At 73.2% G+C, this 22,504-nt stretch carries 19 protein-coding genes and 1 tRNA gene; 18 read left to right on the top strand and 2 right to left on the bottom strand.

Annotation, left to right across the window (positions count from 1 at the left end; all coding sequences use genetic code 11):
• The first annotated feature begins 66 nt into the window (after positions 1 to 66).
• From hisI to pyk, 11 genes are all read left to right on the top strand, one after another.
• Positions 67 to 447 carry a phosphoribosyl-AMP cyclohydrolase gene (gene hisI, locus NR072_RS03780; protein ID WP_135019602.1) on the top strand — a complete coding sequence of 127 codons (381 nt, stop codon included), beginning with the start codon at positions 67 to 69 and terminating at the stop codon, positions 445 to 447.
• A complete protein-coding gene (locus tag NR072_RS03785; RefSeq protein ID WP_256836198.1) occupies positions 444 to 1,994 on the top strand; it encodes an anthranilate synthase component I in 1,551 nt (516 codons plus the stop codon). Before hisI ends, NR072_RS03785 begins: the two co-directional genes overlap by 4 nt.
• On the top strand, positions 1,994 to 2,599 hold the full coding sequence (locus NR072_RS03790; protein WP_036338648.1) for a Trp biosynthesis-associated membrane protein: 606 nt from the start codon (positions 1,994 to 1,996) through the stop codon (positions 2,597 to 2,599). Before NR072_RS03785 ends, NR072_RS03790 begins: the two co-directional genes overlap by 1 nt.
• 125 nt (positions 2,600 to 2,724) lie before the next feature.
• Positions 2,725 to 3,048 (top strand): HGxxPAAW family protein, encoded by a 324-nt coding sequence (locus NR072_RS03795; protein WP_256836199.1) that lies wholly within the window; start codon positions 2,725 to 2,727, stop codon positions 3,046 to 3,048.
• A gap of 5 nt (positions 3,049 to 3,053) precedes the next feature.
• Positions 3,054 to 3,860: an indole-3-glycerol phosphate synthase TrpC gene (gene trpC, locus NR072_RS03800; protein WP_063189271.1), complete on the top strand. Its 807-nt coding sequence runs from the start codon at positions 3,054 to 3,056 to the stop codon at positions 3,858 to 3,860.
• Positions 3,861 to 3,889: 29 nt separating this feature from the next.
• Positions 3,890 to 5,215: a tryptophan synthase subunit beta gene (trpB, locus tag NR072_RS03805; protein WP_070709870.1), complete on the top strand. Its 1,326-nt coding sequence runs from the start codon at positions 3,890 to 3,892 to the stop codon at positions 5,213 to 5,215.
• Complete coding sequence (gene trpA, locus NR072_RS03810; RefSeq protein ID WP_256836200.1) at positions 5,212 to 6,018, top strand: tryptophan synthase subunit alpha; 807 nt, start codon at positions 5,212 to 5,214, stop codon at positions 6,016 to 6,018. The genes trpB and trpA overlap by 4 nt, the downstream gene beginning before the upstream one ends.
• Positions 6,019 to 6,020: 2 nt before the next feature.
• The gene (gene lgt / locus NR072_RS03815) at positions 6,021 to 7,004 is read left to right on the top strand and encodes a prolipoprotein diacylglyceryl transferase (RefSeq protein WP_010078757.1); all 984 of its coding nucleotides are present in this window, start codon (positions 6,021 to 6,023) and stop codon (positions 7,002 to 7,004) included.
• Positions 7,005 to 7,208: 204 nt separating this feature from the next.
• Positions 7,209 to 11,861, top strand: a complete 4,653-nt coding sequence (gene gltB / locus NR072_RS03820) for a glutamate synthase large subunit (protein WP_256836202.1) — start codon at positions 7,209 to 7,211, stop codon at positions 11,859 to 11,861.
• The gene (locus NR072_RS03825) at positions 11,854 to 13,314 is read left to right on the top strand and encodes a glutamate synthase subunit beta (RefSeq protein ID WP_256836204.1); all 1,461 of its coding nucleotides are present in this window, start codon (positions 11,854 to 11,856) and stop codon (positions 13,312 to 13,314) included. The genes gltB and NR072_RS03825 overlap by 8 nt, the downstream gene beginning before the upstream one ends.
• 76 nt (positions 13,315 to 13,390) lie before the next feature.
• Entirely contained in the window at positions 13,391 to 14,878 is a 1,488-nt protein-coding gene (pyk, locus tag NR072_RS03830; RefSeq protein WP_036338629.1) for a pyruvate kinase, read from the top strand.
• An 18-nt stretch (positions 14,879 to 14,896) separates the two neighbouring features.
• Here the strand turns inward: pyk and NR072_RS03835 are convergent, their stop codons facing one another.
• Positions 14,897 to 15,493 (bottom strand): ANTAR domain-containing response regulator, encoded by a 597-nt coding sequence (locus NR072_RS03835; protein ID WP_010078752.1) that lies wholly within the window; start codon positions 15,491 to 15,493, stop codon positions 14,897 to 14,899.
• A 175-nt stretch (positions 15,494 to 15,668) separates the two neighbouring features.
• Between NR072_RS03835 and NR072_RS03840 the strand changes: the two genes are divergently transcribed.
• The 7 genes from NR072_RS03840 (at position 15,669) to NR072_RS03870 (ending at position 21,934) form a co-directional block, all read left to right on the top strand.
• Positions 15,669 to 15,750 (top strand) — tRNA-Leu (locus NR072_RS03840).
• 70 nt (positions 15,751 to 15,820) lie between these two features.
• Positions 15,821 to 18,694 (top strand): DUF4040 family protein, encoded by a 2,874-nt coding sequence (locus NR072_RS03845; RefSeq protein WP_256836206.1) that lies wholly within the window; start codon positions 15,821 to 15,823, stop codon positions 18,692 to 18,694.
• A complete protein-coding gene (locus tag NR072_RS03850; RefSeq protein ID WP_256836207.1) occupies positions 18,691 to 19,122 on the top strand; it encodes a cation:proton antiporter subunit C in 432 nt (143 codons plus the stop codon). Before NR072_RS03845 ends, NR072_RS03850 begins: the two co-directional genes overlap by 4 nt.
• Positions 19,119 to 20,789, top strand: coding sequence for a monovalent cation/H+ antiporter subunit D family protein (locus NR072_RS03855; RefSeq protein WP_010078749.1), 1,671 nt, complete (start codon positions 19,119 to 19,121; stop codon positions 20,787 to 20,789). Before NR072_RS03850 ends, NR072_RS03855 begins: the two co-directional genes overlap by 4 nt.
• A 38-nt stretch (positions 20,790 to 20,827) precedes the next feature.
• Positions 20,828 to 21,262, top strand: coding sequence for a Na+/H+ antiporter subunit E (locus NR072_RS03860; RefSeq protein ID WP_010078748.1), 435 nt, complete (start codon positions 20,828 to 20,830; stop codon positions 21,260 to 21,262).
• Entirely contained in the window at positions 21,259 to 21,543 is a 285-nt protein-coding gene (locus NR072_RS03865) for a monovalent cation/H+ antiporter complex subunit F (protein ID WP_010078747.1), read from the top strand. The genes NR072_RS03860 and NR072_RS03865 overlap by 4 nt, the downstream gene beginning before the upstream one ends.
• A 13-nt stretch (positions 21,544 to 21,556) precedes the next feature.
• Positions 21,557 to 21,934, top strand: coding sequence for a monovalent cation/H(+) antiporter subunit G (locus NR072_RS03870; protein WP_010078746.1), 378 nt, complete (start codon positions 21,557 to 21,559; stop codon positions 21,932 to 21,934).
• A gap of 31 nt (positions 21,935 to 21,965) precedes the next feature.
• On the opposite strand, the gene NR072_RS03875 is transcribed toward NR072_RS03870, so the two are convergent.
• Positions 21,966 to 22,484, bottom strand: coding sequence for a hotdog fold thioesterase (locus NR072_RS03875; RefSeq protein ID WP_256836211.1), 519 nt, complete (start codon positions 22,482 to 22,484; stop codon positions 21,966 to 21,968).
• Between the last annotated feature and the right edge of the window lie 20 nt (positions 22,485 to 22,504).

A 22,504-nucleotide genomic window follows, 5' to 3' on the forward strand; every position in this document is an offset into this window, starting at 1 on the left:
TCCGGCCTCGTTGGCCCCGGTGCGTGTCAACAACGTCATGCCCTCCTACACCTAGACTGGACCTCCATGAGCATCTCCCCGCCCGACGACCTCGTGGCCACCGTGACCTTCGACGACCGGGGCCTGGTGCCCGCCATCGCCCAGCAGGAGGGCACCGGCGAGGTGCTCATGATGGCGTGGATGAACGAGGAGTCCCTGCGCGCGACGCTCGAGACCGGCTGGGCCACCTACTGGTCCCGCTCGCGCGGCGAGCTGTGGCGCAAGGGGGAGACCTCGGGCCACCTGCAGCGGGTGCGCGCGGTCCACGCGGACTGCGACGGCGACACCCTGCTGCTCACCGTGGACCAGACCGGCCCCGCCTGCCACACGGGCACCCGCACCTGCTTCACCGGCCGCAAGCTCGTCATGCCGCCGGCCGCCGTCGACCCCGAGGAGGCCGCCCGATGACCGCCGCCACCACTCCCTCCCGTGCGGAGTTCCTGCGTCTGGCGGACACCGCCCGCGTGATCCCCGTGGTCCGCACGGTGCTGGCGGACGGCCTCACGCCGCTGGCGATCCACCGGCGCCTGGCCGGCTCCCGCCCCGGCACCTTCCTGATGGAGTCCGCCACGCCGGGCGCGGCGTGGTCCCGGTACAGCTTCATCGGGGCCGGCTCATCCGTCACCCTGACCTCGCGGGACGGCGAGGCGCACTGGCAGGGCACCCCGCCCGAGGGGCTGCCCACGCAGGGCCGCGCCCTGGACGTGCTCGCCGCGTGCCTGCGCCTGCTGCGCACGGACGTGCGCGCCGAGGTCGGAGGCGTTCTGCCGCACCTCGTCTCCGGCATGGCCGGCTTCCTGGGCTGGAGCACGGTCCGCGCGTGGGAGCGCCTGCCGCACCCGCCCGAGGACCACCTCGGCCTGCCCGACCTCGCGATGAACCTCGTCACCGACCTGGCCGTGCACGATGCCCTGGACGGCACCGTGACGCTGATCGCCAACGCGGTGAACGGCAACGGCCTGGCCACCGGCGCGGACCGCGCCTACGACGACGCGCTCGCCCGCCTGGATGCCATGGTCGAGCGCCTGGCCGCCCCGGCCGCGGACCCGGTCAGCGACGTCCCGCGCCGCTGGCTCGAGGCGGACGCGGACGGGGTCGCCGCCCAGGCCGAGGACCGGTGGGGTGCCGAAGGCTTCCGCGAGGCCGTCGCGAAGGCCCAGCGGGCGATCCGCGACGGCGAGGTGTTCCAGGCCGTCGTCTCCCGCCGCCTCTCGGTCACCACGGACGCCACCGGTCTGGACGTGTACCGCGTCCTGCGCACGGTGAACCCGAGCCCCTACATGTACCTCTTCTCCTTCGAGACCCCGGACGGGGAGCCGTACGAGATCGTGGGCTCCTCGCCCGAGGCGCTCGTCACCGTGCGGGACCGCCGCGTGGTCACCCATCCGATCGCCGGCTCACGGCGGCGCGGGGCCACCGAGGAGGACGACCGCCTCCTCGGCAAGGACCTGCTGGAGGACGAGAAGGAGCGGGCCGAACACCTCATGCTCGTGGACCTCTCCCGCAACGACCTCTCGCGCGTGTGCCGCCCCGGCACCGTCGAGGTCACCCAGTTCATGGAGCTCGAGGCGTTCAGCCACATCCTCCACCTGGTCTCGCACGTGGAGGGCCGCATGCGCGACGACGTCGACGCGCTCGACGTCCTCCGCGCCGCCTTCCCCGCCGGCACGCTGTCCGGCGCCCCGAAGCCCCGCGCCCTGCAGCTGCTGGACGAGTGGGAGCCGACCGAGCGCGGGCCCTACGGCGGCGTCGTCGGCTACTTCGACCTGGCGGGCAACATGGACATGGCGATCAACATCCGCTCGGCCACGCTGCACCGCGGCCAGGCACATGTGCAGGCCGGCGCCGGCATCGTCGCCGACTCCGATCCCGACGCCGAGACCGCCGAGACCGTCACCAAGGCGACGGCGCCGCTGCGGTCCGTGCTGACCGCGGGCGAGCTGGGGCAGGCGTGATGCGCCGCCGCACCGTGGTCCTCGCCGCGCTGGCCGCCGGCGCGCTCGTGCTGCTCACGGCGGGCCGCACCTGGGTGACCGCCACGGGCCTGTCCGGCGGGATCGCCTCCGAGGCGACGACGTCGGGCGGCGCCGCCGCGCCCGTCGCCACCGCCATGGCCCTGGTCGTGATGGCCGGTGCCCTCGCCCTGACCACCGCCCGGCGCCTCGGCGCCGTGATCGTCGGCGTGCTCATGGCGCTGGCCGGGGTCGTGATCGCCTCGACCTCGGTCACCGCCGCCCTGGATCCGGCGACGACGGCGGCCGCCGCGGTCGCCGACGCGACCGGGACCACTGCGCTCGCGCAGGACTACGCCGTGACGGCGTGGCCGTGGGTCGCGGCGGCCGGCGGCGTCCTCGCGGCGCTGTGCGGCGTCGTGGCGGCACTGGCGGGCCGTGGCTGGCGTTCGTCCCGGCGCTACGAGAAGGCGCCTGCGGCCTCCGAGCCCGGCCCGGCCGCCGCCGGGGAGCAGCCCGCGCAGTCCGCCCGCGAGGCGGCCCAGCGCCGGCGCGTGGACCAGATGGACGCGTGGGACGAGCTGTCCCGCGGCAACGACCCCACGTGAGTGCCCGTCTCTCGGACCGCCCCGCACCGCCCGGGTCGTCCCGGGTCACGCGGGCCCGGCCCCGTGCCCGCATGGCACAATGAGGGACAGTCGTCATGTACACCACGCACCAGTGAGGGACAGCCATGAGCCACACCGCGAACACCGCGCACACCGAGCCCACCACCCGTCGCGCCGCCCGCCGCGGCGCCGTCGAGGACGTCGTCGTCACCGAGGACGGCCTGGTGCTCAACGACCCGACCCACCTCGAGCTGCCCGGCCACGGCAACTCGCCCGGCGCGTGGGCCATGGTGGCGCTCGTGCTCGTCGGCTTCGTCGCCGGCTGCGTCGGCCTGCTCGCCGACTGGAGCGTCGTCGTCTGGATCGGCGTGGCCCTGATCGCCGTGGGCGTCGTCGTGGGCATCGTCGCCGGCAAGGCCGGCGCGGGTCGCGGCCAGCACGGTCACTGATCCGCGTGTCCGTCCTCCAGGAGATCATCGACGGCGTCCGTGAGGACCTCGAGCCTCGCCGCCGTGCCCTGCCCGAGGCGCGCCTGTCCGAGCTGGTGGCCGCCACCCCTGCGCCGCGCGACGCCCACGCGGCCCTGCACGGCGGACGCACCGACCCCGCGGGGATCCGGGTGATCTCCGAGGTGAAGCGGGCGAGCCCCTCCAAGGGGGCGCTCGCCGAGATCCCCGAGCCGGCCACCCTGGCCCGCGCGTACGAGCGCGGCGGCGCCAGCGCCGTCTCCGTGCTCACCGAGGCCCGCCGCTTCGGCGGCAGCCTGGCCGACCTGGACGCCGTGCGTGCCGCCGTCGATCTGCCGGTCCTGCGCAAGGACTTCACCGTCACCGAGTACCAGATCCACGAGGCCCGCGCCCACGGGGCCGACCTGGTCCTGCTGATCGTGGCCGCCCTCGACGACGCCGAGCTGGCCGGCTTCCTGCAGCTCACCGAGTCCCTGGGCATGCACGCCCTCGTGGAGGCCCACACGCCCGAGGAGATCGAGCGCGGCGTCGCCGCCGGCGCCCGCATCCTCGGCGTCAATGTGCGCAACCTCAAGACCCTCGACGTCGACCCGGCCCGCTACGCCGCGCTGGCCGACGGGCTGCCCGAGGACGTCGTCCGGGTCGCCGAGTCGGGCGTCGAGTCCGAGGAGCAGATCAAGGCCTACGCCGCCGCGGGCGCCGACGTCGTGCTCGTGGGCGAGGCCCTCGTGCGCCACGGCGCCCCCGAGGAGGCGCTGCGCGCGTTCCGCGCCGCGTCCCTCACCGTCCGCTGACCGAACCAGACCCGAGGAGCGTGGTCGCCATGAGCGCCGACCGTCCGAGCACCGAGCCCGCGATCGAGTTCGAGGGGCCGTATCAGGGTCAGGCCGGGCCCTACTTCGGCGACTACGGGGGGCAGTGGATGCCCGAGTCCCTCATGGCCGCGCTGCAGGAGCTCACCCGCACCTACGAGGAGGCGCGGCAGGACCCCGCCTTCGAGGCCGAGCTGCGGACCCTGTTCCGGGACTACGTGAACCGGCCCTCCCTGCTGAGCGAGGTGCCGCGGTTCGCCGCGGACACCCCCGGCGTGCGCATCTTCCTCAAGCGCGAGGACCTCAACCACACCGGCTCGCACAAGATCAACAACGTGATCGGCCAGGCGCTGCTCGCCCGCCGCATGGGCAAGACGCGTCTGATCGCGGAGACCGGCGCCGGCCAGCACGGCGTGGCCACGGCGACGGCGGCCGCGCTGTTCGGCATGGAGTGCACCGTGTACATGGGGGAGGAGGACACCCGCCGCCAGGCCCTGAACGTGGCCCGCATGCAGATGCTCGGCGCTGAGGTGATCCCCGTGGCGATCGGCGCCCGCACCCTCAAGGACGCGATCAACGAGGCCCTGCGGGACTGGGTCGCCTCCGTGGACACCACGCATTACCTGATGGGCACGGTCACGGGCCCGCACCCGTTCCCCGCCATGGTGCGCTACTTCCACTCCGTGATCGGCGAAGAGGCCCGCGAGCAGATCCTGGCGCAGGCCGGCCGCCTGCCGGATGCCGTCGCGGCGTGCGTGGGCGGCGGGTCCAACGCGATGGGCCTGTTCCACGGCTTCCTCGACGACCCTGGGGTGGAGCTCTACGGCTTCGAGGCCGGCGGCGAGGGCCTCGAGACCGGCCGCCACGCCGCGTCCATCACGCTCGGACGCACCGGCGTGCTGCACGGCGCCCGCACGTACCTGATGCAGGACGAGGACGGGCAGACGATCGACTCCCACTCGATCTCCGCGGGCCTGGACTACCCGGCCGTCGGCCCGGAGCACGCCTTCCTGCACGACACGGGCCGCGCCGTCTACGAGCCGGTCTCGGACACCGAGTGCATGGACGCCTTCCTCCGGCTCACGCGCACCGAGGGCATCACGCCCGCCATCGAGTCGGCCCACGCCCTGGCCGGCGCGCTGCGCCTGGCCCGCCGCTGGGCGGACGAGGGCCTCGTGGGGCCGGACGCCCCGGAGGGTCAGGAGCGGATCATCATCGTGAACCTCTCCGGCCGCGGGGACAAGGACGTCGCCACCGCGGCGGCCTGGTTCGGCCTCGGCACGGCCACGGAGGAGAAGGACCCGCTCGAGGAGATGACCCCCGGAGAGGAGCAGTGACCGGCATGACCGTGCACTCCAAGACCGCCGCGGCCCTGGATGCCGCGAAGGCGGCCGGCCGCACCGGCCTCGTCGCCTTCCTGCCGGCCGGCTACCCGTCCGTGGACGAGTGCGTCGAGGCCGTCGTCGCCGCCGCGGACAACGGCGCCGACGTCATCGAGCTGGGCCTGCCCTACACGGACCCCGTGATGGACGGCCCCGTGATCCAGGCCGCGACCCAGGCGGCGCTGCAGGCCGGTTTCCGCGTGGCCGACGTCTTCGACATCATCCGACGGGTGACCCAGCGCACTGACGCCGCGGTGCTGGTGATGACGTACTGGAACCTCGTGGACCGCATGGGCGTCGACGAGTTCGCGCGCCGCCTCGCCGAGGCCGGGGGCGCCGGTCTCGTCACCCCTGACCTCGTGCCCGAGGAGGCCGGCGCCTGGATGGAGGCCTCGGACCGTCACGGCCTGGACCGCGTGTTCCTCACCGCGCCCTCGTCCACGGACGAGCGGGTGCGCCTCACCGTCGACTCCTCCCGCGGCTTCGTGTACGCGGTGTCGGTCATGGGCGTCACCGGCACCCGCGACGCGGTGTCCACCGTCGCCGAGACCGTGGTCCGCCGGGCCCAGGATGCCGGGGCGGAGCACGTGTACGTCGGCCTCGGCGTCTCCCAGGCCGCGCACGTCCGCGAGATCGGCGCCTACGCCGACGGCGCGATCGTCGGCACGGCCCTGGTGCGCGCGCTGACCGACGGCGGGCCGCAGGCCGTGGGCACGCTGACCCGCGAGCTCGCCGCCGGCACGGTCCGAGAGGGCTGAGGGTGACCGCCGCCCTGGCCCCGCTCGCCGCCTTCCCCGCCCCCGGGTGGGACGGGTTCCAGCTGGGCCCGGTGAAGATCCACGCGTACGCGCTGTGCATCATCCTGGGCATCGTCCTGGCGCTGTGGCTCGCCGAGCGTCGGTGGCGCGCCCGCGGCGGCCCCGAGGACCGTGTGCTCGACATCGCCCTGTGGGCCATCCCGTTCGGCTTCGTGGGCGGTCGGCTCTACCACGTGTTCTCCTCACCGGACCGGTACTTCGGGCCCGGCTTCGACGGCACGGGCGACCCGATCCAGATCCTGTACGTGTGGAACGGTGGACTGGGCATCTGGGGCGCGATCGCCCTCGGCGCCGTGGGCGCGTGGATCGCGTGCCGCCGCTACGGGCTGCGGCTGACGGCCTTCGGCGACGTCGTCGCGCCGGGCATCCTGCTGGCCCAGGCCATCGGCCGGTGGGGCAACTGGTTCAACCAGGAGCTCTTCGGCGGCCCGACGACCCTGCCCTGGGGGCTCGAGGTCGACCCGGCCAGCCCGAACTTCCCGGCCGGCTACGCCCCGGACACGCTGTTCCACCCCACGTTCCTCTACGAGTGCCTGTGGAACCTGGCCGGGGTCGCGCTGCTGCTCCTCGTGGACCGCGCGCTGCACCTGCGCCACGGCCTCATGCTGTGGTCCTACGTCGCCTGGTACACCGCGGGCCGCACGTGGATCGAGATGCTGCGCATCGACGACGCCGAGATGGTCACGCTCTTCGGCGTCACCCAGCGGCTCAACGTGTGGACGTCCCTGCTGGTGTTCGTCATCGCCCTCGCGTTCATCGTCGGGATCCTGCTGCGCCATCGCGGCGCGGCCGCCGGCCCCCACGCCCACCAGAGCGTGTGGCGCGCCGGGCACGCCCCCGAGGGCGACGACGGCGCCGCCGTCGCCGCGGGCCGCTCCGGGTCCCACGCCGTGGGCGCGGCGGAGGACGACGCCGTCCGGCGCTGACCCGCTCCCCGGCGCGCCCGCGAGGGGCGCCCGGGGCCCCGGTGTCCCACATGGTGGACATTCGGCGTGTCACAGTAACGTCCGGTTCCGCACAGTGGGACGTCGCGCCCGGTAGTGTGTCTTCCACCTCGGGGCCGTCGGCCCCGTGCGTCGGGGCCAGCGCCGTCCCCGTCCGAGCCCCTGCTCTCCGGAAAGGACGGCACCATGCCCGTGGCATCCTCGCCCGCCTCGGCCCCCCGCGCGGGGGGACCGGTGGATCCCTTCGTCCGCTATGCGGACATCCCCGCCGCCCAGGGCCTCTACGACCCGTCCCGGGAGACCGAGAACTGCGGCCTCGCCGTCATCGCCACCCTGCGGGGCACCCCGGGCCACGACATCGTCCAGCACGCGCTGACCGCCCTGCGCGCGCTCGAGCACCGCGGGGCGGTGGGCGCCGACGAGGGCACCGGCGACGGCGCCGGCCTGCTGACCCAGATCCCCGACGAGCTGTTCCGTGCCGTCGTCGACGCCGAGCTGCCCCCCGTGGGCGAGTACGTCGCCGGCACCGCCTTCCTGCCGCCCGTCGACGGCGAGCGCGCCGAGGCGAAGGAGGCCGTCGAGCGGCTGGCCGAGGAGGAGGGGCTGCAGGTCCTGGCGTGGCGCGAGGTGCCCACCGACCCCTCGGCCCTGGGCGTCGGCTCCCGGGCGGCCATGCCCGCGTTCGAGCAGCTGTTCCTGTCCCTGGCGGACGGTCAGGACGGCACCGAGCCGGGGCAGTCGCTGGACGTGCGGGCGTGGCGGGTGCGCCGCCGCGCCCAGTCCCGCGCCGGCGTCTACTTCCCCTCGCTCTCGTCCCAGACGATCGTCTACAAGGGCATGCTGACGACGGCCCAGCTGGAGCCGTTCTACCCGGACCTCTCCGACGAGCGGTTCACCACCCGGCTGGGCGTGGTCCACTCGCGGTTCTCCACCAACACGTTCCCCTCGTGGCCGCTGGCCCAGCCGTTCCGCACCATCGCGCACAACGGCGAGATCAACACGGTCAAGGGCAACCGCAACTGGATGCGCGCCCGTCAGGGCCAGCTCAAGCACCCGATGCTCGGCGAGGTCCCCGAGGACCTGTTCCCGCTGATCAGCCCCATCGGCTCGGACTCGGCCTCCTTCGACGAGGTCGCGGAGCTGCTCATGCTCTCCGGGCGCCCGCTCACCCAGGCGATCATGATGATGATCCCGGAGGCGTGGGAGAACCACGCGACCATGGACCCGGCCCGCCGCGCCTTCTACCAGTACCACTCCATGCTCATGGAGCCCTGGGACGGACCGGCCGCCGTCGCCTTCTCCGACGGCACCCAGGTGGGCGCCGTGCTGGACCGCAACGGCCTGCGCCCCGCCCGCTGGTGGGTCACCGACGACGGCCTCGTCGTCCTGGCCTCCGAGGTCGGCGTCGTGCCGATCGAGCCCTCGGCGGTGGTGCGCAAGGGGCGCGTGGCCCCGGGGCGCATGTTCCTCGTGGACACCGAGCAGGGCCGGATCATCGGCGACGACGAGATCAAGGCCGAGGTCGCCTCCGCCCAGCCGTGGGAGGACTGGGTGCGCCAGAACCTCCTGGACCTGGAGTCGCTCCCCGAGCGCGAGCACGTCCGCCACACCTCCGAGTCGATCCTGCAGCGTCAGCGCATCTTCGGGTACACCTCGGAGGAGCTGCGCATCCTCGTCGGGCCGATGGCCCAGACGGGCGCCGAGCCGCTCGGTGCGATGGGCACGGACACGCCCATCGCCGTCCTCGCCAAGCGGCCCCGGCTGCTCTTCGACTACTTCGTGCAGTCCTTCGCCCAGGTGACGAACCCGCCGCTCGACGCGATCCGCGAGGAGCAGGTGACCTCGATGCGCACCGCGATCGGCCCGCAGGGCAACGTGCTCTCCCTCGAGCAGGTGCGCACCCGCCAGGTCGACGTCCCGTTCCCCGTGATCGACAACGACCAGCTGGCCCGCATCCAGCACCTGCGCGACGCCGACGGCACCCGCCTGACCCTCAAGGTGAACGGCGTGTACCGGGTGGCCGGAGGCGTCGAGGAGCTCCGCGCCCAGCTGAAGGCGATCTGCGAGCAGGTCTCGGCCGCCGTCAACCGCGGCGTGGAGTACGTGGTGCTGTCCGACCGCGGCGCCACCGCCCAGTGGGCGCCGATCCCGTCCCTGCTGCTGACCTCCGCCGTGCACCACCACCTGCTGGCCTCGGCCAACCGCACCAAGAGCTCGCTGATCGTCGAGGCGGGCGACGTGCGCGAGGTCCACCATGTGGCCGTCCTGCTCGGCTACGGGGCCTCCGCGGTCAACCCGTACCTGGCCATGGAGTCCGCCGAGGAGCTCGTGCGCACGGGGGAGGTCTCGGGCGTCACCGCCGAGCAGGCCGTGGCGAACCTGATCAAGGCGCTCGGCAAGGGCGTCCAGAAGATCATGTCCAAAATGGGCATCTCCACGGTCGCCTCCTACACCGGCGCCCAGACGTTCGAGGCGCTCGGCCTGTCCCGGCGCTTCGTGGACCGCTACTTCGTGGGCACCACGAGCCCGCTCGACGGCGTGGGCATCGACGTCGTCGCCGCCGAGATCCAGGCGCGCCACGAGTTCGCGTATCCGCCGGACGGCAACGACATCAACCCGTACCGCGAGCTCGAGGTGGGCGGCGAGTACCAGTGGCGGCGCGAGGGCGCGCCGCACCTGTTCAACCCCGAGACCGTGTTCCGCCTCCAGCACTCCACGCGGGAGCGGCGCTACGACGTCTTCAAGGACTACACGCGTCGCGTGGACGACCAGGCGGAGGAGCTCATGACCCTGCGCGGGCTCATGCGCCTGCGTACGGGCGAGCGGCCGCCGGTGCCCGTCTCCGAGGTGGAGCCCGTCGAGTCGATCGTGCGCCGCTTCTCCACCGGCGCGATGTCCTACGGCTCCATCTCGCAGGAGGCGCACGAGACCCTCGCGATCGCCATGAACCGCCTCGGCGCCCGCTCGAACTCGGGCGAGGGCGGCGAGGACCCCGAGCGCCTGCTGGACCCGGAGCGCCGCTCGAAGATCAAGCAGATCGCCTCGGGCCGGTTCGGCGTCACCAGCCTGTACCTGGCCACCGCGACCGACCTGCAGATCAAGATGGCCCAGGGCGCCAAACCCGGCGAGGGCGGCCAGCTGATGGGGACCAAGGTGTACCCGTGGGTCGCCCGCACGCGGCACTCGACCCCGGGCGTCTCCCTGGTGTCGCCGCCGCCGCACCACGACATCTACTCGATCGAGGACCTGGCGCAGCTGATCCACGACCTCAAGCGGGCCAACCCGACCGCGCGGGTCCACGTCAAGCTCGTCTCCGAGTCCGGCGTGGGCACGGTGGCCGCGGGCGTCGCCAAGGCGCGCGCCGACGTCGTGCTCATCTCCGGCCACGACGGCGGAACGGGCGCCTCCCCGCTGAACTCCCTCAAGCACGCGGGCACCCCGTGGGAGATCGGCCTGGCCGAGGCGCAGCAGACGCTCATGCTCAACGGCCTGCGCGAGCGCGTCACCGTCCAGGTGGACGGGCAGCTCAAGACCGGCCGGGACGTCGTGATCGCCGCACTGCTCGGGGCCGAGGAGTTCGGCTTCGCGACCGCCCCGCTCGTGGTCTCCGGCTGCATCATGATGCGCGTGTGCCACCTGGACACGTGCCCCGTGGGCGTGGCCACCCAGAACCCCGAGCTGCGCGCGCGCTTCACGGGCAAGCCCGAGTTCGTCATCAACTTCTTCGAGTTCATCGCGCAGGAGGTCCGCGAGATGCTCTCGCAGCTGGGCTTCCGCACGCTCGACGAGGCGATCGGCCACCGCGAGCTGCTCGACGTGGACGCGGCCCTGCACCACTGGAAGTCCGAGGGCCTGGACCTCTCGGGCATCCTCGCGGACCCCTCCGTCGGCCGGCGTCCGGGCCACGAGGACGCGCCCATGCGCCGCACCACCGAGCAGGACCACGACCTCGCCTCCCACATCGACCACCGGTTCATCGCCCGGCTGGGGGACACGCTCACGACGGGCACGCCCGTCGTGATGGACGAGGCCGTCGTGAACACGGACCGGTCCGTGGGCACGCTGCTGGGCTACCACGTCACGAGCACGCGGCTCGCCGACGAGCTGGACGACGACACGATCACCGTGCGCCTGACGGGCGAGGCCGGCCAGTCCCTCGGCGCCTTCCTGCCCGCCGGCGTCACCCTGCGGCTCTCGGGCGACGCCAACGACTACGTCGGCAAGGGCCTGTCGGGGGGACGCGTGATCGTCCGCCCCGACGCCGAGGCCCCGTTCGTGGCCGAGGAGAACACCGTGGCCGGCAACGTGATCGGCTACGGCGCCACCTCGGGCCAGCTGTTCCTGCGCGGCCGCGTGGGGGAGCGGTTCCTCGTGCGCAACTCCGGCGCCACCGCGGTGGCCGAGGGCATCGGCGACCACGGCCTGGAGTACATGACCGGCGGTGAGGCGCTGATCCTCGGCGAGACCGGCCGCAACCTCGCCGCCGGCATGTCCGGCGGGCGGGCCTGGGTGCTGGACCTGGACCGGGAGGACCTGAACCCACTCGCCGTCCGCGAGGACGCCCTGATCCTCGAGGCGCCGTCCGCGCAGGACCGGCTGCGGATCGCCGAGCTGCTGGAGCTGCACCGCGCGGAGACGGGCTCCGCCGTCGCCGCCGCGCTGCTCGCCGACCTGCGGGCCGGCGGGGACGCCGCCGACGCCGCGTGGGACCGCTTCACGACCGTCCTGCCCCGGCAGTACGACCTCGTGCTGCGCACCCGTCAGGCCGCGACGGCCGAGGGACTCGACCCGGACGGGGAGGCCGTCTGGGACCGACTGCTGGAGGTGACCCGTGGCTGATCCGCGCGGATTCCTGAAGAACCGGGAGCGCGTCGAGCGCCCCACGCGTCCGGTGCCGGTGCGCATCATGGACTTCAAGGACGTGTACGTCCGCCAGGACGAGGCGATCGTGCGCACCCAGGCCGGCCGGTGCATGGACTGCGGCATCCCGTTCTGCCACTCCGGGTGCCCGCTGGGCAACCTCATCCCGGAGTGGAACGACCTGGTCCGGCGGGGACGCTGGGACGAGGCCGCCGCGCGACTGCACTCGACCAACAACTTCCCCGAGGTCACCGGGCGGATCTGCCCCGCCCCGTGCGAGGACTCCTGCACCCTGGGCATCAACCAGCCCGCGGTCACCATCAAGCAGACCGAGGTGGCGATCGCGGAGCAGATCTTCGACAACGACTGGCTCGAGCCGGTCGTGCCGGCCCGCCTGAACGGCCACACCGTGGCCGTCGTCGGCTCGGGCCCGGCGGGACTGGCCGCGGCGCAGCAGCTCACCCGCGCCGGCTTCACCGTGGTGGTCTACGAGCGCGACGAGCGCCTCGGCGGCCTGCTGCGGCTGGGCATCCCGGACTTCAAGCTGGAGAAGGACGTCCTGGACCGGCGCCTGGCGCAGATGGAGGCCGAGGGCACCCGGTTCCGCACCGGCGTGGAGATCGGCGTCGACCTGCCCTGGGACCAGCTCAAGGCCCGCTTCGACGCCGTGATCGTGGCGACCGGCGCCCCCGTGGCCCGCGAGCTGCCCGTCCCCGGCCGCGGCCTCGACGGGATCCACCTCGCCATGGACTACCTCGTGCAGTCCAACCGCGCGGTCGCCGGCGACGAGGTCCCGGACCAGATCTCCGCCGAGGGGCGCCACGTGGTGATCCTCGGCGGCGGCGACACTGGCGCGGACTGCATCGGCACCGCGCACCGCCAGGGGGCGGCGTCCGTGACGACGCTGGCGATCGGCCAGCAGCTGCCGGTCGAGCGCCCCGTCCACCAGCCGTGGCCCACGATCCCCAAGGTCCACCAGCAGACCACGGCCGACGCCGAGGGCGGCGCCCGCGCGCACCTTGCCTCCACGGTCGAGTTCCTCGGCGACGAGCACGGCCGCGTGCGCGCCCTGCGCGTGGCGGAGACCGAGTACCGCGAGGACGGCACGCGCGGGCCCAAGGCGGGCACCGAGCGCGAGGTCCAGGCGGACCTGGTGCTGCTGGCGCTGGGCTTCACCGGCATCGAGGAGGGGCTGCTCACGCAGCAGCTCGGCGTGCACGTGACACGCGGGCTCGTGGCCCGGAAGGACGGGTACGAGACCGACGAGCCGGGCGTGTTCGCGTGCGGCGACGCCGGGCGCGGCGCCTCCCTGGTGGTCTGGGCCATCGCCGAGGGGCGTGCGTGCGCGCAGGAGGTCGACGAGTCGCTCGAGCGCTGGTCCCGACTGCCGCACCCCGTGGACCCGCACGACCGCGGCCTCGTCCTCGGCTGAGTCCTCCGTCTCATCTTCCGACGCCACGCGGGCCCGCCCTCCACCGAGGGCGGGCCCGCCCCCTATCGTGGGTCGCATGCGACACGCGAAGATCATCGCCACCTTTGGGCCCGCCACCGACTCCGACGAGACCACCCGCTCGATCATCCGGGCGGGGGCGGACGTGGTCCGCCTCAACATGAGCCACGGGGACCACGAGGTGCACGCGGCCTCCTTCGAGCGGGTGCGCCGGCTCAGCGTGGAGGAGCGGCGCCCGGTCGCGATCTTCGCGGACCTCCAGGGCCCCAAGATCCGCCTCGGCCGCTTCACCGACGGCCCGCATCTGCTCGAGAGGGGCGATCGGATCACCATCACCACCCGGGACGTGCCCGGGACCCGCGAGCTGGTCGGCACCACCCACAAGGGGCTGCCCGGGGACGTCGCCCCCGGTGACGTGCTCCTGGTGGACGACGGCAAGGTGCGCCTGCGCGCCGTCGAGGTCACGGACACGGACGTGCTGGCCGAGGTCGAGGTGCCGGGCATGGTCTCGGACAACAAGGGGATCAACCTGCCCGGCGTGGCGGTGAACGTGCCCGCCCTGTCCGAGAAGGACGAGCGGGACCTGCGCTGGGCGCTGCGCACCGGCGTGGACATGGTGGCGCTGTCCTTCGTGCGGGACGCCGCGGACGTGGACCGGGTGCACGAGATCATGGACGAGGAGGAGCGCCGGGTCCCGGTCATCGCCAAGATCGAGAAGCCCCAGGCGGTGGAGAACCTCGAGGCCATCGTGGACGCGTTCGACGCCATCATGGTGGCCCGCGGCGACCTCGGTGTGGAGCTGCCGCTCGAGGACGTGCCCGTGGTGCAGAAGCGTGCGGTGGACCTCGCCCGCCGGTGGGCGAAGCCGGTCATCGTGGCCACCCAGGTGCTCGAGTCGATGATCGACAGCCCGCGCCCGACGCGCGCCGAGGCCTCGGACTGCGCCAACGCCGTGCTCGACGGCGCGGACGCCGTCATGCTCTCGGGCGAGACCTCAGTGGGCGCGTATCCAGTCGAGACGGTCCAGACGATGGCCCGGATCATCGAGTCCACCGAGACCCACGGCCTCGAACTCATCCACCCGCTCGGCTCGCGTCCCCGCACGCGCGGCGGCGCGATCACCCGGGCCGCCGTCGAGGTCGCGAACCAGCTCGAGATCCCGTTCCTCGCCACGTTCACCGAGTCCGGCGACTCGGCCCGTCGGCTCAGCCGCCTGCGGCCGCGTCAGCCGATCTACGCGTTCACCCACCACGAGCACACGCACAACATCCTGTGCCTGACGTGGGGCGTCTACCCGAAGATGGTCCCGTTCCAGGACTCCACGGACAAGATGACCCTCCAGGTCGAGCAGTCGCTCACGTCGGAGGGCATCGCCGAGCACGGCGACCTCGTGGTGATCGCCGCCGGGTCCCCTCCCGGGGCCGTGGGCTCCACGAACACGCTGCGTGTGCACCGCGTGGGCGACGACGCCGCGGGCGGCTCGTCCGCGGCGTCGCCGCAGACGCGCGAGCCCGTCGGCTTCTGGCCGGCCCGCTCCCCGCTCTGACGAGCGCGCGGGCGCCGCTCAGCCGACCTGGTCGATGACGGCCTGCGCGACCTCCCGCATGGTCAGGCGCCGGTCCATGGAGGTCTTCTGGATCCAGCGGAAGGACTCGGCCTCGGTCAGGCGCATCCGCTCCTGGAGCAGCGCCTTGGCCCGGTCCACGATCTTGCGGGTCTCCAGGCGGTCGCCCAGGTCCCGCACCTCGGCCTCGAGGCTGCGCAGCTCGTCGAAGCGGGCCACGGCCAGTTCGATGGCGGGGACCAGGTCGGCCTCGGTGAAGGGCTTGACCACGTAGGCCATGGCCCCGGCCGTCCGGGCGCGCTCCACCAGCTCGCGCTGGCTGAAGGCGGTCAGCATGACCACGGGGGCGAGCCGTTCCCCGGCGATCTCGCCGGCGGCCGCGATGCCGTCCATCACGGGCATCTTCACGTCCATCACCACGATGTCCGGCCGGTGCTCGCGCACGGCCTCGACGGCGGCCCGGCCGTCGCCGGCCTCGGCGACCACCCGGTAGCCCGCCCCGGTGAGCACCTCCACCAGGTCGAGGCGGATCAGGGTCTCGTCCTCGGCGACGACGGCCCGCAGGCCGGTCTCCTCGGGAGGCGTCAGCGTGGACACGGCAGCTCCTTCGTGCGGGCCGGGACGGCGTCGGTGCGGCGCCGCTGGTGGTCCACCAGGCTACCGTGCGCGATGAGTGCGGCGCGGGCGCGGCGGCGGGGACCCTCGCCGGAAGGCCGAGGACGCCGGGTCGGGGCGCTGATAGGGTGATCGAGTCCCGCCTCCGGGCGGCACTGCCCGAATGGTGGAATCGGTAGACACGCCGCACTCAAAATGCGGTGCCGAGAGGCGTGTGGGTTCGAGTCCCACTTCGGGCACCGTCGGCGCGCGGCCACCCGCCGTGGGCGCCGTGTCCGTGACCGATCGACCCGAGCTGAGTGGTGTCCTGTGCTCCTGACCAGCCTCCTGCTGACCCTCCTCTCGGTGGTGGCGGCCGTCCCGGCCTCCCGCGCGCTGGGCAGGGACGCGGGCTGGGTCCTGGCCGCACCCCTGCTCGCCGCCGCCGGCGTGCTGGTCGCGGCGTGGACGGGCGGCGTCCGGACGGAGCACCATCCGTGGATCCCCGCGGTCGGGGTGGACCTCGACCTCCGGCTGAACGGCCTGGCCCTCGTGTTCGCCATGATCGTCCTCGTCATCGGCGCGGCGATCCTCGCCTACTCCAGCCGGTACCTCAGCCGGGACCGCGCGGAGAGCCGCCCCGGCTCCTTCTACCTGCTGATGACCGCGTTCGCGGCGTCGATGCTGCTGCTGGTGCTCGCCGACAACATCGTGGTCCTCTTCGTCGCGTGGGAGTTCACCTCCTTCACCTCCTTCTTCCTCATCGGGCGCTCGGGGGACCACGCCCGCGACCCCGCGATCCGGACCCTGCTCGTGACCGTGGGCGGCGGCCTCGCGCTGCTGGCCGCCGTCGCCCTCATGGCCGTGCGGACCGGCACTGCCTCGCTGTCCGGGGTGTTGGCCTCGGACGTGTGGTCCGAGGCGGGCTTCACCACCACGGTCGCCGTCCTGCTGGCGGTGGCCGCGTTCACCAAGTCCGCCCAGTTCCCGTTCCAGGCGTGGCTGCCGGACTCCATGGTGGCCATCTCCCCGGTCTCCGCCTACCTGCACGCCGCGGCGATGGTCAAGGCCGGCATCTTCCTGCTGCTGGTGTTCAGCCCGGTCCTGGCCGGGAACCCGGTGTGGTCCGCGCTGTTGATCGGCTCGGGCCTCATTACGGCCCTGCTGGGCGCCGTCTCCGCGATCCGTCGCCACGACCTCAAGGGTCTGCTGGCCTACTCCACGATGAGCCAGTTGGGCCTGCTGGTGACCGCCATCGGCATCGGCACCCCCGTCGCGCTTACCGCGGCGATCGTGCACACCGTGGCGCACGCGCTGTTCAAGTCGGCGCTGTTCATGCTGATCGGCGTGGTCGACCACGAGGCCGGCACCCGCGACCTGCGAGAGCTCGCGGCCCGCCACGTGCGCATGCCGGTCACCGGCACGGCGATCGCCGTCGCCGCCCTGTCGATGGCGGGCATCCCGCCGCTGTTCGGCTTCATCTCCAAGGAGGGCCTGGTCGAGGCCGCTCTCGGGACCCCCGGTCCCGCATGGCTCCCCGTCCTCGTCACCGCCGGCATCGCCCTGACCTCCGTGTTCACCGTGGCCTACTCCGGCCGTCTCGTGCTCGGCGCCCTGGGCCTCTGGGGTCCAAGCCCGGACGGGGCCGCCCATTCGTGGCCGACCGGCCGGGAGGACGAGGTCCACGAGGCTCCTGCCACCTTCTGGGGCGTGCCCGTGCTGGCCGCGGCCGCGGGCGTGGCCCTGGGCCTGCTGCCCGGTGTGCTGGACACCCCCGTCTCCTACGCGGCCGAGGCCGCCTCCGGCGCGGAGGTGCACGCGCACCTGGCGCTGTGGCACGGCGTGAACACGGCCCTGCTCGTCTCCGCCGCCATCATCGTGCTCGGTCTGCTGCTGGTGGCCTTGCGCCGCCCGGTGGAGCGCGTGGCCTCCCACGCCGCCCTGCCGTTCTCCGCCCTGGATGCGGTGGACGAGGTTCGGCACCGGCTGATCGGCGTCGGCGCGGTCGTCTCGCGCGCCTCCGGCACCCTGGCTCCCCGCCCCCACCTCCTCATCCCCGCCCTGGTCCTGGGGCTCCTCGCCGTGGCCGGTGTCGCCACGATCGAGGATTTGCCCGCCGTCGTCGGCCAGCCCTCGCGCTGGCACGACTGGGTGCTGGTCGTCCTGGTGGGTGCCGGCGTGATCGCCACCATCCGCGCCAAGACGCGCATCGCCGCCATGGTGGTGGTCGGCGTCGTAGGGTTCGGCATGACCCTGTGGTTCCTCACCCTCGGCGCCGTGGACGTGGCCCTGACCCAGCTGATGGTCGAGGTGCTCACGGTGTGCGTCATGGTGCTGCTGCTGCGCCGCCTGCCCGCCCGCTTCAGCGACGAGCCGACCCCGCGCAGGATGCAGGCGGTCCTCGCCGCCTCCGTCGCCGGCGTCGCCGCGACCCTGGGCGTGCTCGCGTTCACCGGCCGCTCCAGCATGTCGGAGATCGCCCACTTCTACCTGACCCAGAGCTATGCCCAGGCTGGGGGGACCAACGTGGTGAACGTGATCCTCGTGGACTTCCGCGCCGTGGACACGTGGGGCGAGATGACCGTGCTCGGGGCGACGGCGCTGACCATCGCGGCCCTGTTGCTCAACCGTCGGCCGACGCCTCCACAGCCCTCCGCCGTGGACATGCGCTCCCCACTCGCCCACGTGCGCGAGAACCTCGTCCACATCCGGGTGTTCGGCCGTGTCTTCGGCGTGCTAATCATCCTGCTGTCCGCGTTCCTGCTGCTGCGCGGGCACTACGAGCCCGGCGGCGGCTTCATCGCCGCACTGGTCGCCGGTGCCGGCTACGCCCTGCTCTACCTGGCCGCCGACTCGGACACGGCCCCGGAGTTGCGGTGGCCGTACCTGGCCTTCATCGGCTCGGGCATCGCCGTCGGCACCGCGACGGGGATCGTCGGTTACCTCACCGGCAAGGGCTTCCTCGGAGCCGCGGGAGTGAAGGTCCTGGACTACGGGCTCTCCACCACGCTCGCGTTCGACATGGGCGTGTACCTGGCCGTGATCGGCCTGATCGTGGCCGCGTTCTCCCTGCTCGGCCCCGAGCGGCCGGGTGAGGACCCGCTCCGCGCCTCGAGCCGTGACCCCGGCGTCGCGCCGGCGGCCCCGTCCTCCGATCCCTCGGCCCCGACCACCACGACTGCACGAGAGGAGGTCACCCGATGACCGTCGCCCTTACCGTGGGACTTCTGACCTTCGGCGCGTTCTACCTGTTCTCCAAGCGCGAGCTGCTGCGCGTGATCCTCGGCATGGTCCTGCTGGGCCACGCCGCCAACCTGGCCATCATCGCCGCGGGCGGCACCGACCGCCGCGGGCTGCCCTTGGCGGGGACCTCAGACGTCGAGGTGCAGGCCGATGCCCTGCCGCAGGCCTTCGTCCTGACCGCTATCGTGATCGCCTTCGCGATCACCGTGCTGCTGCTCGCGCTGGCCGTCACCGGGCGCGCGGACGACGCGGTGGCCTCGCCGGGGGAGACCCGCGACTCCCTGGAGCAGGCCGCCGCCGACGCACGCTTCCCGCGCGAGGAGCGGCACGCCGCGGCCGGCCGGATCGCGCAGCACTACGCCGGCCAGGGCCCGGAGGTGCGTCGATGAGCGCCGTCCCGCTGGGCCAGCTGCTGCCCCTCTTCGCCGCCGTCCCGCTGCTGTCCGCCGGTCTGCTCGTGCTGGCGGGGGAGCGTCCCCGCCTCCACCGGGCAGTCCTGTTCGCGGTGCTCGGACTCGTCACCACCGGCGGGCTGGCCCTGGGCGTCCACGCCCTCGACGGGTCCGTGCTCGCCACCTCGCTGGGCGGCTGGCCCGGGGGCATCGGGATCGGCTTCGCAGCGGACATGCTGTCCGCCCTGATGCTCGTGCTCACGAGCGCCCTCACGATCGTGGGCGCGGCGTTCGCCTACGGCTCCCGCGTCGCTAACTCCCAGTTCTTCGCCCCGCTGCTCCTGATCCTCATCGGCGGAGTCAACGGCGCCCTGCTGACGGCGGACCTGTTCAACCTGTTCGTGTTCATCGAGGTCATGTTGGTGCCCAGCTACGGCCTCTACGTCCTCTCCGCCAACCGCCGTGAGCCCCTGCGCCGAGTGGACGGGGCGCGGCTGTACGTCACCCTCAACCTGCTAACCTCCACGATCCTCCTGGTCGGCGTCGGCTTCGTCTACGGGCTGACCGGCTCGGTGAACCTCGCGATGCTCGCCGGGTCCGCCGCGGCGGACCCACGCATCGCGATCGCCGCGGGCATGGTGCTGTTCGCACTGTCCATCAAGGCCTCGGTGGCCCCGCTGCACGGCTGGCTGGCCTGGGCGTACTCCTCGACCTCCCCGGCGGTGACGGCCCTCTTCGCCGCCCTGCACACCAAGGTCGCCGTGTACGGGCTCTACCGGATCTACTCCGTCATGTACGACGGCGATGCGCGTCTGCTGCCGCTCATCCTGGTCCTGTCCCTCGCCACCCTCGTGGTGGGTGCGCTCGCCTCGGTCGGTGAGCACGGTGTGCGCGCCGTGTTGTCGTGGCAGATGGTGAGCGGCATCGGCGGCATCCTCGTCGGACTCGGGCTCTCCACGCGCCTGGGTCTCGCGGCGGGCCTGTTCTACCTCGTGCACCACATGGTGGCGATGGGCTGCCTCCTGATGGCGGCCGGCGCGATCGAGGTGCGCTACGGCACCGGCCGTCTCGCGGACCTGCAGGGCCTGGCCCGGCGCGAGCCGCTGATCGCCGTCGCCTTCTTCGTGGGCCTGCTCTCCCTGGTCGGCATCCCGCCCTTCTCCGGGTTCGTGGGCAAGCTCATGCTCGTCAGCGCCGGCCTGGACGCCGGCCGCGGTGTTACCGCTGCGCTGGTGCTGGGCGCCTCCCTGGTGAGCCTGTGGGCTCTGCTGCGGGTGTGGGACGCCTGGTTCTGGGGCGCTCCGACGGCCCCACACGGGCACCGCGAGCGCCTGGCCACCGCGGCCATGCCCATCGTGGGCCGGGCGGGCTCCGTGCCGTCGCCCTCCGGCCGCGGCTCGAGCACCGACCACGAGCGCACCGAGTCGTGGGCCTCGCAGGAAACCCTCGATCCGCCCACGGGCGTGCTGCCGGTGACCGTGGATCCGGACGAGGACGTCACGCGCTCCCGCATCCCAGGCCGGCTGGCCGCCCCCGCCGTCGTCCTAGCTATGGCCACCCTCGCCCTCGGGCTCGGCGGTCAGGCCCTGTGGACCGTCACCGACCTCGCGGCTCAGGGCCTGATGGACCCCAGCAGGTACATCGAGGCGGTGCTCAACCCATGAGCACCGCACTCCCGCAGCCTCCGGAAGGAGACGCCCCCATGCACACCGTCGCCCCCGCCGACGGGACCGTCGACCTGGCGCCCGGCACGGCCTCCGCCGTGTCCTGGCCTTGGCGGTGGCTCGTGTTCTGGTGCTGGTACGCGTGGGCCCTGGTGACCTCTTCGAAGGCGGTCATCAAGGACCTCGTCACCCCCGGCGTCCAGGCGCGCTCGGGCATCGCCCGCGTGCGCAGCAACTGCCGCACGGACGCCGAGGTCACCCTGCTCTCGGCGCTGATCACCCTGACGCCCGGCACGTTGACGCTGGGCACCCGGCGTGCCGGCGCCGTCGGTGACGAGGACGGTGACCCGGACGCGCGGCGCCTGCTCTACGTGCACGGCCTGTACGCTGACGACGCCGACGCCCTGCGCGCGGAGATCCACGACATGGAGGCGCGCATGCTCCACGCGATGCGGAAGACGGGGGTGGCATGATGCCCTTCGCCTACGACTGGTCCCTGGTGGGGATCGACCTGGCCATCGCGCTGCTGACCGTGTCGGCGCTCGTGTCCGCGTACCGGATCGTGGTGGGCCCGCTCGACGCGGACCGCGCGGTCTCGGGCGACCTGCTCACGTTCAGCGTGCTCGGGATGCTCGTGCTGTTCGGCGTCCGGGCGGACAACCCGTGGACGTTCGACTTGGTCCTGATCGCCGCGGTCGTGGCCTTCCTGTCCGGCATGTCCCTGGCCCGCGCGCTCACGCGCGGCAAGCGTTGAGGAGGTCGCACCCGTGGACGTCGTCCTGACCGCCGCCGGCTCCGTGCTCGTGGTGATCGGAGCCCTTGCGTTCGTCACCGCGGGACTCGGTCTGATCCGGTTCCCCGACCCCTACACCCGCGTCTCCGCCGTGGGCACCGCCGGCGGCGTCGGGATGATCCTGATCGTGGTGGGCGCCCTGCTACTGGCCCCGGGGGTGGCCGCGTTCGTGAAGGTGGCCCTGATCGTGGTGCTGCAGCTGGGCTCGGCCTCGGTGGCCACCATGGCCCTGGGCCGCTCGGCCTACCTCACCGGGGTGCCCATGAACCCCGGGCACTACGACGAGCTCGCCGAGGATACCCCCGGCCGCGAGGGTGGCCGAGCGGCCCCGCGCCTTCCGGACATGGACTGAGGCACGGGCCGGCCCGCCCGGGCGGCGTGCCTCAGCGCGCGTCGAGGAGCATGTTCGTCATGCGCACGGTCGAGAGCCGCCGGCCCTGCTCGTCCATCATCACCACCTCATGGGTGACGAGGGTGCCGCCCAGGTGGACGGCGGTCGCGGTGCCGGTCACGAGGCCCGAGCGGACGGCCCGGTGGTGCGTGGCGCTGATCTCGACCCCGACGACGTTGCGGTCCGGCCCGGCGTGGATCTTCGCGGCCATCGAGCCCAGGGACTCGGCGAGGACGAGGTGGGCGCCGCCGTGCAGCAGCCCGACGGGCTGCTCGTTGCCTGCCACGGGCAGGGTGGCGACGGCGCGCTCGGCCGTGAGCTCGAGGAAGCGCAGGCCCATCTTCTGGGCGAGGGGGCTGATCGCCGCGCCGCCGAGGGCGGTGACAAGCTCGGGCGTCAGACCGGCCTCGGCGCAGGCCGCCGCCAGCTCGGCGGGGCTCAGCTCGGGGGTGACGCCGGGGCGGTACACGCGGTCGGAGGCGGCGGGGGTGGTCTCGGTGTGCTCACTCATGAGCACTAGGCTGGCACACG

Source organism: Micrococcus sp. Mcc89 (assembly GCF_024519795.1).
Classification (GTDB): Bacteria; Actinomycetota; Actinomycetes; order Actinomycetales; family Micrococcaceae; genus Micrococcus; species Micrococcus luteus.